Genomic DNA, 13941 nt, shown 5'->3' on the forward strand with positions numbered 1-13941 from the left:
ATTTAGCTGAAACGATCAATATTTGGACTGTTGAAATTGGACACCCTTGAAAGAATTTTGCACGTTGATGACGATCAGCAGCTTGTTGAGATCGTTGGCCTTGCTCTTGAGCTTATTGGCGGATTTCAGATTAAACAGGCCGAAAACGGGACGAGCGCAATCGAGCTGTTAAACGGGTTTGCGCCACAGCTTATTGTTACAGATGTGCAGATGCCCGGTTTGACGGGGCCGGAAATGATGGAGCAGGTTAGAAAACTCCCTGATTACAAAGACTGTCCCGCAATCTATCTGACTGCGCGCGCCGGGCCGGAAAACCAGAAGTTGCTGTCTGATCCGAACGATTTGGCCATCATCGTCAAGCCGTTCGATCCGATGACGCTCGCAGACGAAATTCGCGAGATTTGGAAAGCCAAATACTCAGCCTAGCGGCAATGCTGCTGGGCTTAAATAGTGTGTTTGAGCGCCGACAGGCTCCGCGTTGCGTCATCCAGGGCTGAGTTTTCAGTGCGCTCAACCTCCAAATCGACCGCTTGGGATAGCCGCGAAAGAACATTTTCTTTGGTTTTTACATCGCGAAATGCATCCAGCAAACTGGTCTGTAGCTTGGAAATCCCGGCTTCAATGTCTTCGCTTTTCCGGCTGAGCAGTCGTTGGTGATGGTCAACAGAAGCCAGATAGCTTGGAAGATATGGGCGCGTATCTGTTGTGGAATTGGCAGTTTCCTGGGACGCGGTTTTGGCCAAATCTTCACTTTGATTAACAACGTCATTCAGGTTGGCACGAAGCCCCGACAGTTCCGCTCCGATCGCCTCAAGCTCGTATTGCTTGATACGGCTCACCAATCGCAGTGCTCTTAGGCGGTCCCGCGTTGGCATGGATTATGCCGCCTCGGAGAGGGATTTCCGCGCTTCTTCCATCTCATAGAAGGAGGGTTGAAGGCTGGTTGGAATGTTCCCGCGGCCAATTTCCGTACAAATCCCGGGTGAATGATTGTGCAGGATCGCGATGAAAATATCGCGGATCACCGCATAATAAATACCGTCCTGATCTTCGATCGCTTGCAGACGGTTCGCAATTGGTGAAACAAAAAGATAAGCCAAGAATACGCCAAGAAAAGTTCCGACCAATGCCCCACCAATCATGGCCCCAAGCACCGCGGGTGGCTTGTCGATGGAAGACATGGTTTTGATAACACCAAGAACAGCGGCAACAATCCCGATCGCCGGCAAAGCATCTGAAACAGTTGTAAGGCCATGCGGGGCGACAGACGCTTCGTGGTGGTGCTTCTTGAGCTTCCTATTGATCACGTCTTCGGCTTGGTATGGATCGTCAAATTGCATGGCCAGCATCCGGAAGCTGTCAGTGATCAGGTCAATCGCAAAATGGTCTTTCTGAAGCTTTGGATATTTAGAGAATATCGCGCTTTCCTTCGGGTTTTCGATATGTTCATCGAGGGCTAACATCCCGGATTGCTGATACATTTTCGCGAGGGTATACATCAGGTTCAAGAGATCAACGTAGTCAGTTGATTTCCATTTGGGACCTTTGAATGCTTTTACCAACGCCTTCCCTGCACCGGCGATGTTTGCAAAGGAGTTTGCGGCAATAAACGACCCTAAAGCCGCGCCGCCAATCATCATCCCTTCAAAGGGGAGGGCATGTGTGATGATGCCCATGTCACCGCCCGACAGCATATAGCCGCCGAAGACCATGCCCATCACAACTGCAAATCCAATGATTATCGTCATTTTTTATCCATGCTATTTTGGCTAAAGGTGCCACTTAATCTTGCAGTTCGCAATAACAGTTCAACAGTTTTTGCTTTTGATATTGTTCTGCTTGGTTGATTATAGTTAAATGAACTTAGATAATACACTAAATCTAACTTTTTGATTCCGGAGCTCGCAAGCATGTCTGATACTGAACGCGTCTTGGTTGTTCTCATTGACGCGGATGATCTCAAGTATATTTTTGCGGGCTGGCCTGATCACATTTGTCTGGCGACATGTCTTTACCAGTCTGGTGAGTGTAGTCTGAACGTTTTCCGGCGTGATGAACGTGCCTCGATGCCAAAGCGGCTTGTCGAGAGGCTGAAGCTTCAGGATAATAGCGTTTATTTTGTGCCTCAGGTACCGGGTTATGAGACAAAGACATTCTTCTATTCTGATGAGCGTCGCTTGATGACCTTGATCGCATCTGACCAAGGGATCTTGGAAGACGCTTTGGATTATTCGGTTAACTACAATTATGCACTGGAAGAGGGGCTGGATCCGGCCCTTCTTCTTGGGTTGAAAGGCTCCGAGCGGCCGACCCCCCAATGTGCGACGAACCGCTTTGCCGGTTATCGAACTGGGAGAAAAACGCAAACGGACAGCACCAATTCACTGCTGCCCGAATTCTTGCGCCGGTCTGCGGAAAGATCCCGCCGCCCGCAATTCTCAAGCCGGCGCAGCGGAAAGTCTGTATCCTTCGCGCAGGCGTAACGATGGGCGATTACCGTAGCACGTTAAGCAGGTTTTCGAACACCTGATCATCGACAGCTGCTAGGTTTTCCTCTTTTACATGGTCGGCGGTAGCGTCTGCGTGCTGGCTATCCTTTTGCTCAACATGACCTGTGGTTTCAGGTTTGTCTTTCACAATGTCATTGGTCTGCGGTGCATTTTTTGGCGCATTATACTTGAGCAGAATTGAAATCCGCCTGTTCGATGGGTCCTCGGGGTTTTCCGGAACGAGCGCTTGGGTGTCGGCAAGGCCGGAAACACGAATGATCCGGTCCAGCGAAACGCCCGAGCTTTCAAATACTCGACGTGTGGCGTTGGCGCGATCCGATGAGAGATCCCAGTTATCGTACACTTTGCTATCCTGAAACTTTATGGAGTCTGTATGGCCGGATAACACGATTCTATTGGGCAGCTTTGACAATGAACTTCCCAGGCTCTCAATCAGCTTCAAGGTCGAAGTTTGCATTTCTGCCCGTCCACTTACGAACATTGGCTGACCTTCCTGGTCAATAATTTGAATGAGGAATCCGTCTGGCGTTTTCTCGAACATGATGTTTTTCATCAGGGGCTCAAGTTCAGGATGCTCTTGCATCGCCTGAAGCAAGTCTTTTTCAAGCTCCGCAAACTTCTGTTCGTCGAGAAGCCGTTCCTGCTTGATCATATCTTGAAGAATCGCATCGTGTGCTGCGTCAGCTGCCGAAGAGGAGCTGTTTTCATGCTCGTCTGCTGCGCCGTCTTTAGATTTCATTTCTTCATCTGACTGCTGCACATCGCTCGACTGGGTTGTGTCTCTGATCTCCCACTTGGCCGGCGCAGGATCGTCAACCATTCCCAATTGCGTACCCCGGGCAACGACCGCGCCGTTGGATGCGGTCAAAGTGCCAGCCGGGCCAAGAGTTGCACCGTCAAGAACGCCAATCCCGCCTGGCATGGAGGCATCGGTGAAATATTCTGCAATGCCACGAAGCTTTTGCTCGTCGGCGCTCGCCAAAATCCACATGAGGAGGAAGAAGGCCATCATTGCCGTCATAAAGTCAGCATAAGCAACCTTCCAGCCGCCACCGTGGTGGCCGCCTCCCTCGATTACTTCGATCTTCCTGAAAATCTTGGGCTGCGTGGTCGCTGCCATAAGTTCCGCCTCTCACAATTCGAACTCTTCGGTTCTGTTGGCAAAAAAAAGCTTCTGCTTCTTGAGCTTGAGAGACTTATCGGTTTCAAAAGTGAAACTAGATGGACGAAACTATGTCAAAGGTGAGACGCTGCGGGGCAGGGGGGTTAAGCGCCCGAAACCGGGGGGGATTGATCGGTATTTTCCCGGGAATACTTGCCCAACCCGATACGCTTGGCGGTCGCAGCCTTCCGGATTGAATAGCTTGGTGCGACCAGAAGATGGTCGTCTGCGAGATTGAATTTCTCACGGTAGGCGGCTTCGGTCAGCCCATGCTCTGCGCGCAGATGCCGTTTGAGCATGGTGAACGCACGTCCACAACAAAGGCAAATCACCGCGTCTTCAGTAACCGAATTGGCAACATCAACCATAGGGGCGTCCGAAGGGGGGGCTTGCGGCAACTCTTTTGACGCGACTGCAGTCTTTTTGTAGCCAGCATTCTCCGCCAGAACCTTGGGAAGTTCCCGGGCCAGCGATAATACTTCTTCTACAGTTACGTGTTCACGTCCTGCAAAGGCAGTCAAAATACTGACTGTTGCCTTTGGCAGACTAACATCAAGAAAATCACTCACGCTGGCACTCACTTTCTTACATTCTTTTGGAAGAATACTCTTAAGTACATAAGTATTTGTTAATGCACATCTTTCAAGAGTTTCTCAAGTCTTTTGTTCGCAACCTGACTGTTGGTAAAACTGCAACCGGAAATTGAGAATTGCCATAAAACACCCTGTTTTCAATGTATTGAGGTCACACAAACCATGTGAACTTTCTCGACATTGTCAGATGATTGGCCCTCAAAGGCGCGTACAACAGGTCGATTGAAAACTATTAATGCATCTTCTGATTGAAAATACTAAGATCAGATGAACGCACGACTTGATTGGCTACCTTGATGGTTTCTGTCAAAAAACTGTCGTCTTTGGTCAGGGTAATCAATTTTTGCAAATGTGCAGCGGCGGCAAGCGCTGAGTTGCGCGGGGTAAGTCGGTCAATTCTATGTTTCATATCAGTGAACCTAGCCTCAAAATATTATTGGGTGCTTTCTGCAACCCTTTGATGGATACTTAGAGCTTAAAGTTAAAAAAGGTTAAACATATCAAAAATAAATTTGTCCTTGTACCTGGGCGACCGCCAAAAGGTTGTGAGAAACGTAAACACTGATATCCTTGATGGAAACGAGTCGTTAACGGGGCACTGTATGCTCAGGAGTATCTGGAAGGTATAATGGACGGTCATGCGAAAATACCCCTTCTTCTGATAAGCGCCGACGATGCTGTGCGCGCCACGGTTACGCGCATGGTCGAAACGGTGCTTTGCTGTGATCTTGATGTGGTCGACACGATAGAGGACATCCAGAGCCAGCCTCGCAAGACATCTTTACATGATTTGATTTTGGTTCAACTTCCTGAGGTCCCTGACGCGACATTTGAAGCCATCAAGGAAATCTCGACGATGCCGGACGGCCCTATGGTCATGGTTCTGAATAATACGGGTTCTGAAACCGGCGTTCTTTCGTTCTTGGCGGGGGCCGTTGATGTCTTCGACTGGCCGATCTCCATCAATGAACTTGCACTGCGAATTTTGCTGCGGTTGGGCAAGAGCCTGGACTTGGCACATTTGTATAGAAGCGAGCGGCTTGGCGAGATCGAAGCGATTGTTGCCTCTAACGCTGACCTGACCGTCAAAGAATCCCAGATTTTACATGTTCTTTTCATGCATACCGGTGAAATTGTGTCTCGTGACGCGCTGAGCCTAGAGGTGGACTCGCGGCTTTGGCGTTACGGGGACAGAAAATTTGATGTTCACGTTGCCAAGATTCGGAAAAAGCTGGTGGGCATGTTTGACGGTGCAATTGATTTGTCGACCATTCGCTCATCCGGATATCAACTCACAGTGAAACGAGACTTGGGCGAACTGTTGCAGATTGCGCGACTGTCAGTTTAGGGCAACGCTGATCAGAGCCGCTGTTGGCCTTAGCCGGAATGTCCCTATCTGAATGATGGCCGTCTTCCCCGGAATACATTACCTTCGGCCTGCAGCTGAGGGCCGAATGACGGTTCGAAGGTTATCTGAGGGCGTTTTCCTTCCGTAACGTCAATACAATCTGAAGTGGGCAATTTCGAGAGATTCGCTCCGAATCGCCCGCTCACATAATTTCCCTCATAGCAAGAATGTTAATTGTAAAAAATTCAACCATGACGATTAGGCTGTATTTTGTGCCGACCACCACAAATAGATGCTGTTGGCCTTAAGGTAGCAATATGTAGCGTATATTTTACAGGGCTCTAGCGACATTCGCGCTCAATAGACAGCCATATGAGCACATGGACCCATCGATATTTTAGAATTTTTAAGCAAGCTTTCTAGCCCAAAAGTTAACAAATTCTTCATTCATCCAGCGCGAACTTCACGTTAACCTGAGGTAGAAATATATCGATGGGGGAATGAAATTATGCGATCGATGCTGGTGGAACAAATCTGGAATAATAGCCTGCATGCCTGTCAAGATGACAGCATTTCGCCACTGGCCCGAATGCTCCAATCCCTTTTGCCCCATCCGGTGGCCTGCTTTTACTCAACAAGTGGCTACAGCTTCGATGAACCGATCGCCATGTATGGTTTGGAGGAGGTCCTACCGGGCGCGACGCTCGCGGATATTCTTGACCAAGAATGCGGCATTGAGATCAGCGATGATACTATCGTCCTCATTGAAAGCGCAAAAATGCGTAATGCCCCACATGTAAGTGCGCAGAAGATGGGCTTGGCAATGGGCAACATTCTGGTTTCTCTCGCCAAGTTTGAAGAAAGCTGTGATGCAGGTCATCACCACGAGGGGGATAGTTTCTCGGTCGCCCAAAAACACCAGATGCACAGCGTTACCTCGCACGCAGGAAGCTTTAGCGGATCGCGCCCTAACTGATTGCTTCCGTTAATAATCCCTATTTCTAGCGGTCTATTTTCGGCCACATGCCAAGCGCCACTCGACGAGTTGGCCTTGGTTTAGTGTAACATTAATACACTAAACTTATTTCTATCTTTGCAAGTCTTGATGCGAATGAGGGTAATTTCTGAATCCTTAAATTTCCCTTAACCTCACCATGTTAAATAAATCCTTGTGCAGTAGAAAAATAAAAACATGAGGCAGGATTATGAGCGTAACCGCATATAAGCGGACGATTTCTCTTACCGAGGAACCACGTCAGATTGAGCGACGTATTCTGGTTGGAGTGACATCAGAACTTGAACGGCTCTATGAAGAATTTGATACGGCCGAGGCCCGGCTGGATCGGCTTCGGATACTTTCGGGCGGCCTTCAGCATTGGCTGTGGAAGAACCAGCAAATCTGGCTGACTTTCAAGATTGACCTGATGGAAAGTAATAACGGTCTTTCCCCTGAACTGCGCGCCTCGTTGATTTCGCTTTCTGCTTGGGTCGAAAAGCACACACAAGGCGTGATGGCAGGCGGTAAACTGGTTAAGCCATTGATCGATGTTAATCGTAACATCATTGAGGGTTTGAGCGGGCGCTCCGGCCAATCCCTGGCGGCTGAGTAAATATCATGGCGCTCCGACTTACATTGAAGCCGAATGAGCGCATTTTGATCAACGGATGCGTCGTCCGTAACGCGGACAGGCGGCAGGTTATCGTCATAGAAAACCAAGCCGATGTTGTGCGCGAGGCGGAACTTTTAAAAGAAGATGAAGCGAGATCGCCTGTAAAGGAAGTATACTTTTTCATTCAGGCGGCTCTTTTGGACCCAACGATCCGCAAGAAGCTGGTGCCAATTATTCAAAAGCGGCTAGGCAAGTTAGTCCCTGTTTTTCATGATGAAATGGCCGATCATATCTTTCAGGCAGCGAGCCATGTTTCTCAGGCCGACTTCTATCGGGCGATGCGATCCCTGCGGCCGCTGATGGATTATGAGGGGCGGCTATTGCAGTTGATCGAAAACAACGCGACCGCCACTGCGGCAGAGTAGGGGGACACATGATCAGCATTTCAGGACTCAGTAGCCCCACAGCACTCAAGCTGCTTGATGCCACTCGGGACCGGCAGCTTTCAACAATGCGCGATTCACCGGTAAACAAGCGTGCTGAAGAAGCATTTCGCGAGCGTATCGGAAATATAACCTCGCCCAAAGAACTGATCGAAGATTTCGAAGTATACAGCTTTGTCATGAAGGCCTTTGATCTTGAGGATCAAATCTTTGGCAAGGGTCTTATCCGGAAGCTTTTGGAAAGCGACCCGGTGGCACCTGAATCGCTATTGAACCGGCTCACAGATAATCGCTTTCGCGAGATGCACCTTGCGTTGGGCTTTACCACGGAAACGGGCGTTCGGACTGTCGATTTTTCAACTACAGCATTTCAGGATGACATCGCATCCCGCTTTTATAACAGGCAGTATATCAGCGAGAATGACGCCCAAAACGAAACCCTCGGAACGGTCTTGGAATTCCGGGAGCAGGCCGAAGGTATTGATGGTTGGTTCGAGGTTCTTCGAGACAAGAAGATGACCAATTTTTTTCAGATAGCGCTCGGGTTGCCGTCAAAGATGTCCGGACTTGATCTGGACCAACAGAAGAAAATCCTTGAAGAAAAGTACGATATTACAAAGCTTAAGGACCCGGCCGAGCGGGATCGGCTTATCACAAAGTTCACTGCGATTTCGGATATTCTGAACCCGCAGGGGTTTCAGTCGAACAATATTGCGCTGAGCATTATGCAGTCGTCAAACTTCGGCAGTCAGTTTGTGCCGATCACCATCGATGTCGCAACCATAACGTTTTCGGCTTCACAGCTTTACCGTTAATCAGTCTGAAACCTCGGTAATAAGGTCTTCTTCGCTTTCTGGCAGCGATACCGTTCCGTCTGCGATCAGCCGCTGTGCCGCATCGACGAGTTGAGATTGCGCGTCTTTCACATCCCTTGATTTGACGGGCCCCATGGAAGACATCTCTTCCTGAAGCATGTCGCGTGATCGGGCGGGCAAAGACGCCAAAAAATGCTCCCTTACTTCTTTTTTGGCACCGCGCAGGGCGAGCGGCAGCGCTTGCGCCGACACTTCCCGCATGATCTTGCCAAGCATAACAGCGCTGAACTTTGTCAAATCATCAAAGACAAACATCTTCTGCTTGATGACCTGCAATTGATCGGGGGCGTCTTTCTCAAGAGCTTTGGTAATGGTGTTGAAAAGCTCTTCGTCCATCTTGTTAAAGATCGATACGAGCTGCCCCTCGATCTTGGCCTCGGGGCTTTGACCGACCCGAGCCATTATGCCGTCTCTCAAGGTGGTTTCGATGCTTTTGATCGTGTCGCTCGGCAGCCGCTCCATGCCCATCATACGCTGGATCAGATCTGCGGCACGGTCAGCACCAAGCAGGGGCAAAATTTTGGCGGCTACATCCGGTCTGATCCGGCTCAAGATCACTGCAACCGTTTGATTATGCTCTTTGACCAGAATGCTCAGCAACTGCTTTTCATCCAGATTTGACAGGTCTTTCCAAACGTTCCCTGCACTGTTCTGGCCGATCTCGCTCAAAATCTCGGTGACGCGTTCCTCTGGGAGGAATTCATTAAGCAGAGCTTTTGCCGCTTCGATAGATCCGACAACCGACCCGACATGGTTCACCTTCTGGTCAAATTCCGCAATTATCTCTTCGACCAAAGCTGCATCAACTTCGCCCATGTTCGAAATGGCCTTGGTGATCTGGCGGATTTCTTCTTCATCCAACTGCTGCATGATTGTGCCGCCGCGCGCCTCACCCAGACACAAAAATAGGATCGCAGACTTTTGTGCGCCTGTTAAAGCCCGGTTTTTGCTGAGAGGTGCGAATTGGTTCATGAGCTTCTTTTGATTCCAACCATGGATGAACTAGGCCCGCCAAGACTACCTGATTTCATCCACCATTAGTATTCCTTTGTGGGTCAGCGCGGCTAATTATCCGGACGCGTAAGACTGGATAAGTGAGCCAGCCAACATATACCATCCGTCGATGAGAACGAAGAAAATGACCTTGAAGGGCAGGGACACGAGAACAGGGGGCAGCATCATCATGCCCGCGCTCATCAGGACTGACGCAACGATAAGATCAATCGCGATGAAGGGCAGGTAAATCAGAAACCCGATGGTAAAAGCGCGCCGTAACTCGGAAATCATGAACGATGGTACAATGACCCGCCAGCTGGGCAGGGTGTCTGCTTCGGGATCGACTGTTTCGTTTGCAATATCTTGAAACAGTTGCAGATCTTTATCCCGGGTATTGGCGACCATAAACGTCCGGAATGGCTCCGAAATGCGTCGCATCGCCTGTTCTTCAGTAATCGCGTTTTCCATCAAGGGCACGAGCCCCCCATCCCAAGCGTCTTCGAAGACTGGTTGCATCACGAAAAATGTCATGAACAAAGCCATTGCGTTCAGCACGATGTTCGGTGGTGTCTGGTTCAGGCCAAGTGCCAAGCGCAGCATGGAAAACACGATAACGAAGCGCGTAAAACTGGTGACCATGACCAACAGGCCCGGCGCAATGCTAAGCAGGGTCACGATCGCGAACAGCTGGATCAACCGGCCCGACAGGCTTGCGCCTTGATCACTGCCTGGCGCTACATCACCAAAAGTAGCCGATAAATCGCGGATCAGGCCCCCTACATCGGTTTCCTGTGCGAATGCGGTTTGGCCGATTAGCAACAGGATACCCACGAATAGGGCGGACGCTAAACTACGGCGCAGAAATGGTGGTAAAACGATGCGCACAGCCTTCAGATCTCGGAAACGAAGTCTTTGACGATCTCACGCAAGGCAACGCCCAAAGTGTCACCTTGAACCCGAACCAAATCGCCACGCGCGACCATGCGGTCATTAATCATGATATCGACAGGTTCCCCGACGCGGCGGTCAAGTTCGATAACCGATCCTTTTGTAAGATTAAGGATTTCCGAGATGGGCATGCGGCTACGGCCCAGCACAACACGAACATCCAGCTTTACGCCAAAAATAGCGTCCAGGCTTTTGGAGTCTGCGACATGCTCTGACGTTTGCTTTGCGCTGTTCGCAGCTAGTGCAGCCTTTGTTGGTTTCGGCAGATCTGACGGCATTGCTTCGCGTTCATTTTCCGACATTTATTCCGCTTCCTTATTGGTTTCTTTCAACTGATTGGCCGCAATTTCAAGCGCTTCTCGCATGGCTTGGGCCGCTTCAGCGATGTCATAATTCAAACGACCGGCTTTCCAGTTTACCTGCGCCGCCCCCGGTGCCATCTTTGGATCGCCGACTATGGTAACCTTGGCAGTCAAGGGCTGCTCCTCCAACCAAGTGGCGGCTTGTTCTTCGAGGGCTTTCACCACATCCGGGTGCGCGTGGATGGATAAAATAGGATCTGTTCTTGCTTTTTTTACGCTTTCCCGAATTCTTGCCACAGCCAAGTCCGCTCCATGCTGGGCCAGCAGTTCTGGAACCAGTCGATCAGCAATCCCTAGGAACATTTCCACGATATCGCGCTCGGCTTCATAGGCCTGGTTGGCGTCTGTCTGAACAAGCTGGTTCAGCTGCGCTTTGATCTGTTCGCGTTCCTGTGTCAGGCGCTCAGTCTCTGTGGCGTCAAATTCAGTATGTGCATCAAGCTTTCCCACACGGCGACCGGCGTCAAAACCTTCCTGGCGGGCTTTTGCCAGCTTATCGTCCAGCTCCGAATTCGGGTTCTGTTTTTCAGGAAATACCGGCCCCGCTTCAGCGTCGAAATTGCGGTCAAACAGCTCAATCATGCCTCAGCCTCAGCGGGGAGCCATGAGCGAATGACGCGCAAGACATCATCAGGTTTTTCATCGACAAGGTTTTGAATTTTTTCGATATTCCGCTTGTGCAGGTTGCCACGGATACCTTGCGTTTTGATGTATTCCGCCGACTCCAGATCGCCGTTGTCCGCGCCAGACATTTCATTTGGCGTCAATTTTTCCGAACTAGCGCCTGCCGATGGCCCCGGCATCAAGGGCCGATAGTTTTTCTGCTCGGATTCCAACAGCCCGGCGTTCTCCGCACTCGCTGGGGGCAAGACGCCCTCTTCAACGCTATTCAATTCTTGGGGCTCGGCAAATTTACGCAGCAATGGGCGGACACCCAAGATCATAACCAGGGCCACAATCAACAACGCAAGAATACCGCGGAAAATCGGAACAATACTTTCGGTAAGCTTGGAGCCCAAAGACTGGTTGATCGGATCACCCAAATCCATTGAGTAGTCCATGAAGCGCATACTATCGACCGAAACACTGTCGCCCCGTGTTTCCTCGAAGCCGACTGCGGATTTCACAAGTTCTTCCAAACGGGCAAGTTCTTCTACGGTGCGTTCGGCATAAACGATGTCAGACCCTTCCGCATTGTAGATCCCGTTAACCAAGACAGCGACCGAGATTCGCCGGACATCCCCAGCTTCGCGGACGATTTCACGGCGCGTGTTTCCGATCTCGTATTGGACTGTCTCGCCAGTCTCGGACTTGTTATTTGTTGCAGCCGCACCCTCTCCACCAGCCAGCGCCGCCGGTATGTTATTCTCGACGCCAACGTTACCGGTCTCTTCGGTATCGCTCTGGTTTTTGGACTTGCTTTCAGTGGAGCGGACAACTTGCTGATCGGGGTCGAAAGACTGCTCTACGATCACTTCCCGCTGCGAGCTTAATTCGACGTTAACATGGACGCGGGCATTACCGGCACCAACGCGGGCGGTCAGAATGCTTTGAATTTCCTGAGCAAGGCGATCTTCTGCCGAAGTTTTCGCTGTTTGCATCCCGCTCTGACCAACGCCTTCGCTCCCTTCGGCAAGAATAGTTTCGCCACTTGCCGACAGCACGGTTACTTTTGAAATATCCAGGCCGGCAACGGAAGATGCGACAAGATTTCGGACGGCCTCAGCCTGTTTGCGGCTCACCGCGCTACCGGCCTCTGGCCTCAGAATGATTGACGCCCGGGGTGATGGAGTATCCCGCGAGAAAGGCTCCCGATCGGGCAAAACCAAATGCACACGCGCAGAGGCAATTCCATTAAGCGTTTGGATAGATCGTGCAAGCTCACCTTCCATCGCGCGCATCTTGTTAATCTTCTGCAAGAACGAGTTCATCGCCAAGCCGCTGCTTTCGTCAAACAGTTCCCAACCTGGATCGCCGTCGATTGGAATGCCGGTTTCGGCCAGTACCATACGTGCACGGCCTGCGTCGGAACGCGGCACCGAAACGCTGGACCCATTGTCGGTTATCAAGGCCTTGAAGCCGGCGTTTGTGAGCGTCGCTTCAATGGAGCCGGCCGATGAAGCCGAGAGATTCGAATAGATTGGCGTGTAATCCGGCTTGGTTACCGCGCTTAATCCCAAGACCAGCGCAAGGACCATAGCAGCACCTGCGCCAAGCAAGATAGCCAGCCTTGTCCGGCCGAGCGCCATCAGATTTTCGAACAATCCCTGCATAGTATATCCATTCTTCTGCCCTCTCATCTTAGATCATGTATATCAGCCAGAGATCAAGTATTAAAGAAAATTTAACCTTGTTATTTTTGACGGTAGGTGGCAATTATTCTTGATATAGATTGCAGGTGTAGGTGTGGCAAAAAAAGAAAAACGTGTTTCGGCCGCGAAGGATGCGCCCGAGGGGGGGGCGGAAAAGCCGCGCGGGTCAAGAAAGATGCTTCTTGCAGCTGCATTGATGTGCGTGCTGTCGCTTGGCGGCGGGTTTTTCCTCGCGCGGACTGCATATCTCCAGGAGGTCGAGTCGCTCGTTGAGGAAGTTGATTCTGATCATGCTACGACGGATGAGAGCGAAGCAGACGCGCATGGAAATGATGCTGACACGCACACTAAAAAATCAAATTTGGTTGAGGATCCGTTGGCCAAAGATGGGCATCCTGCCGAGAATGCGATGGCGCTTCAGGAAAAACCGAAGGGCGGAGACGGGTCTGAGGCCGTCGATGACGGGTTGTTGGACATCGGTGATTTCGTCACGAATATTCAGGAATTTGACAGTGAGGGCAAAGCTGTAAGGGTTTTTCTCAAGATCAGTATGGTTGTGGCCTATCGTACAGAAGCGGGTGCTCAGGCTCTTATGGCGGAGCGGGAGCCATTCATGCGTGACGTGTTTAATGGATATTTGCGCGGCCTTTCAGAATCCGACGTGAGAGGCATGGCGGGAATTCTACAAGTTAAATCGGAGCTTCTTAAGCGCGCACGCGCCGCAGTGGGCAATGATCTACCGCAAGAAATCCTCATTCGAGACTTGATTGTACAGTAGGGTG

At 50.6% G+C, this 13941-nt stretch carries 18 protein-coding genes; 8 read left to right on the forward strand and 10 right to left on the reverse strand.

Features of this window, described 5'->3' with window-relative positions:
* Positions 1 to 36: 36 nt before the first annotated feature.
* Positions 37 to 426 (forward strand): response regulator, encoded by a 390-nt coding sequence (locus tag HGT1_RS15900; RefSeq protein WP_176250935.1) that lies wholly within the window; start codon positions 37 to 39, stop codon positions 424 to 426.
* A 17-nt stretch (positions 427 to 443) separates the two neighbouring features.
* Here the strand turns inward: HGT1_RS15900 and HGT1_RS15905 are convergent, their stop codons facing one another.
* Together HGT1_RS15905 and motA are read right to left on the reverse strand one after the other, a co-directional pair.
* Positions 444 to 839 carry a flagellar motor protein gene (locus HGT1_RS15905; RefSeq protein ID WP_176250936.1) on the reverse strand — a complete coding sequence of 132 codons (396 nt, stop codon included), beginning with the start codon at positions 837 to 839 and terminating at the stop codon, positions 444 to 446.
* A gap of 39 nt (positions 840 to 878) precedes the next feature.
* Positions 879 to 1748 carry a flagellar motor stator protein MotA gene (motA, locus tag HGT1_RS15910; protein ID WP_176250937.1) on the reverse strand — a complete coding sequence of 290 codons (870 nt, stop codon included), beginning with the start codon at positions 1746 to 1748 and terminating at the stop codon, positions 879 to 881.
* Positions 1749 to 1910: 162 nt separating this feature from the next.
* Here motA and HGT1_RS15915 point away from each other — a divergent pair, with 162 nt between their 5' ends.
* A complete protein-coding gene (locus tag HGT1_RS15915) occupies positions 1911 to 2483 on the forward strand; it encodes a flagellar motor protein (RefSeq protein WP_176250938.1) in 573 nt (190 codons plus the stop codon).
* Between the two features lie 10 nt (positions 2484 to 2493).
* Here the strand turns inward: HGT1_RS15915 and HGT1_RS15920 are convergent, their stop codons facing one another.
* The 3 genes from HGT1_RS15920 to HGT1_RS15930 form a co-directional block, all read right to left on the reverse strand.
* Positions 2494 to 3630, reverse strand: a complete 1137-nt coding sequence (locus HGT1_RS15920; RefSeq protein WP_176250939.1) for a flagellar motor protein MotB — start codon at positions 3628 to 3630, stop codon at positions 2494 to 2496.
* Between the two features lie 146 nt (positions 3631 to 3776).
* Complete coding sequence (locus HGT1_RS15925; RefSeq protein ID WP_176250940.1) at positions 3777 to 4241, reverse strand: MucR family transcriptional regulator; 465 nt, start codon at positions 4239 to 4241, stop codon at positions 3777 to 3779.
* A 256-nt stretch (positions 4242 to 4497) separates the two neighbouring features.
* Positions 4498 to 4674, reverse strand: coding sequence for a hypothetical protein (locus HGT1_RS15930; RefSeq protein ID WP_176250941.1), 177 nt, complete (start codon positions 4672 to 4674; stop codon positions 4498 to 4500).
* Positions 4675 to 4893: 219 nt separating this feature from the next.
* Between HGT1_RS15930 and HGT1_RS15935 the strand changes: the two genes are divergently transcribed.
* The 5 genes from HGT1_RS15935 to HGT1_RS15955 all read left to right on the forward strand — a co-directional run bounded on the left by HGT1_RS15935 (position 4894) and on the right by HGT1_RS15955 (position 8481).
* A complete protein-coding gene (locus HGT1_RS15935; RefSeq protein ID WP_176250942.1) occupies positions 4894 to 5613 on the forward strand; it encodes a winged helix-turn-helix domain-containing protein in 720 nt (239 codons plus the stop codon).
* 508 nt (positions 5614 to 6121) lie between these two features.
* Complete coding sequence (locus HGT1_RS15940; RefSeq protein ID WP_176250943.1) at positions 6122 to 6589, forward strand: hypothetical protein; 468 nt, start codon at positions 6122 to 6124, stop codon at positions 6587 to 6589.
* A gap of 229 nt (positions 6590 to 6818) precedes the next feature.
* Entirely contained in the window at positions 6819 to 7223 is a 405-nt protein-coding gene (locus HGT1_RS15945; protein WP_176250944.1) for a flagellar biosynthesis regulator FlaF, read from the forward strand.
* Positions 7224 to 7228: 5 nt separating this feature from the next.
* Positions 7229 to 7648 carry a flagellar biosynthesis repressor FlbT gene (locus HGT1_RS15950; RefSeq protein ID WP_176250945.1) on the forward strand — a complete coding sequence of 140 codons (420 nt, stop codon included), beginning with the start codon at positions 7229 to 7231 and terminating at the stop codon, positions 7646 to 7648.
* Between the two features lie 8 nt (positions 7649 to 7656).
* On the forward strand, positions 7657 to 8481 hold the full coding sequence (locus tag HGT1_RS15955; RefSeq protein ID WP_176250946.1) for a DUF1217 domain-containing protein: 825 nt from the start codon (positions 7657 to 7659) through the stop codon (positions 8479 to 8481).
* Here the strand turns inward: HGT1_RS15955 and HGT1_RS15960 are convergent, their stop codons facing one another.
* From HGT1_RS15960 to fliF, 5 genes are all read right to left on the reverse strand, one after another.
* Positions 8482 to 9513 carry a flagellar motor switch protein FliG gene (locus HGT1_RS15960; protein WP_176250947.1) on the reverse strand — a complete coding sequence of 344 codons (1032 nt, stop codon included), beginning with the start codon at positions 9511 to 9513 and terminating at the stop codon, positions 8482 to 8484.
* Positions 9514 to 9609: 96 nt separating this feature from the next.
* Positions 9610 to 10398 (reverse strand): flagellar type III secretion system pore protein FliP, encoded by a 789-nt coding sequence (gene fliP, locus HGT1_RS15965; protein ID WP_176250991.1) that lies wholly within the window; start codon positions 10396 to 10398, stop codon positions 9610 to 9612.
* A 29-nt stretch (positions 10399 to 10427) separates the two neighbouring features.
* Complete coding sequence (locus HGT1_RS15970; protein ID WP_176250948.1) at positions 10428 to 10787, reverse strand: FliM/FliN family flagellar motor switch protein; 360 nt, start codon at positions 10785 to 10787, stop codon at positions 10428 to 10430.
* Positions 10788 to 11429, reverse strand: coding sequence for a FliH/SctL family protein (locus HGT1_RS15975; RefSeq protein ID WP_176250949.1), 642 nt, complete (start codon positions 11427 to 11429; stop codon positions 10788 to 10790).
* A complete protein-coding gene (gene fliF, locus HGT1_RS15980; RefSeq protein ID WP_176250950.1) occupies positions 11426 to 13120 on the reverse strand; it encodes a flagellar basal-body MS-ring/collar protein FliF in 1695 nt (564 codons plus the stop codon). Before fliF ends, HGT1_RS15975 begins: the two co-directional genes overlap by 4 nt.
* A 133-nt stretch (positions 13121 to 13253) precedes the next feature.
* Here fliF and HGT1_RS15985 point away from each other — a divergent pair, with 133 nt between their 5' ends.
* Entirely contained in the window at positions 13254 to 13937 is a 684-nt protein-coding gene (locus HGT1_RS15985) for a flagellar basal body-associated FliL family protein (RefSeq protein WP_255200234.1), read from the forward strand.
* Positions 13938 to 13941 lie beyond the last annotated feature (4 nt).

The sequence above is a fragment of the Sulfitobacter sp. HGT1 genome (genome assembly GCF_013282155.1).
In the GTDB taxonomy this organism is placed as follows: Bacteria; Pseudomonadota; Alphaproteobacteria; order Rhodobacterales; family Rhodobacteraceae; genus Sulfitobacter.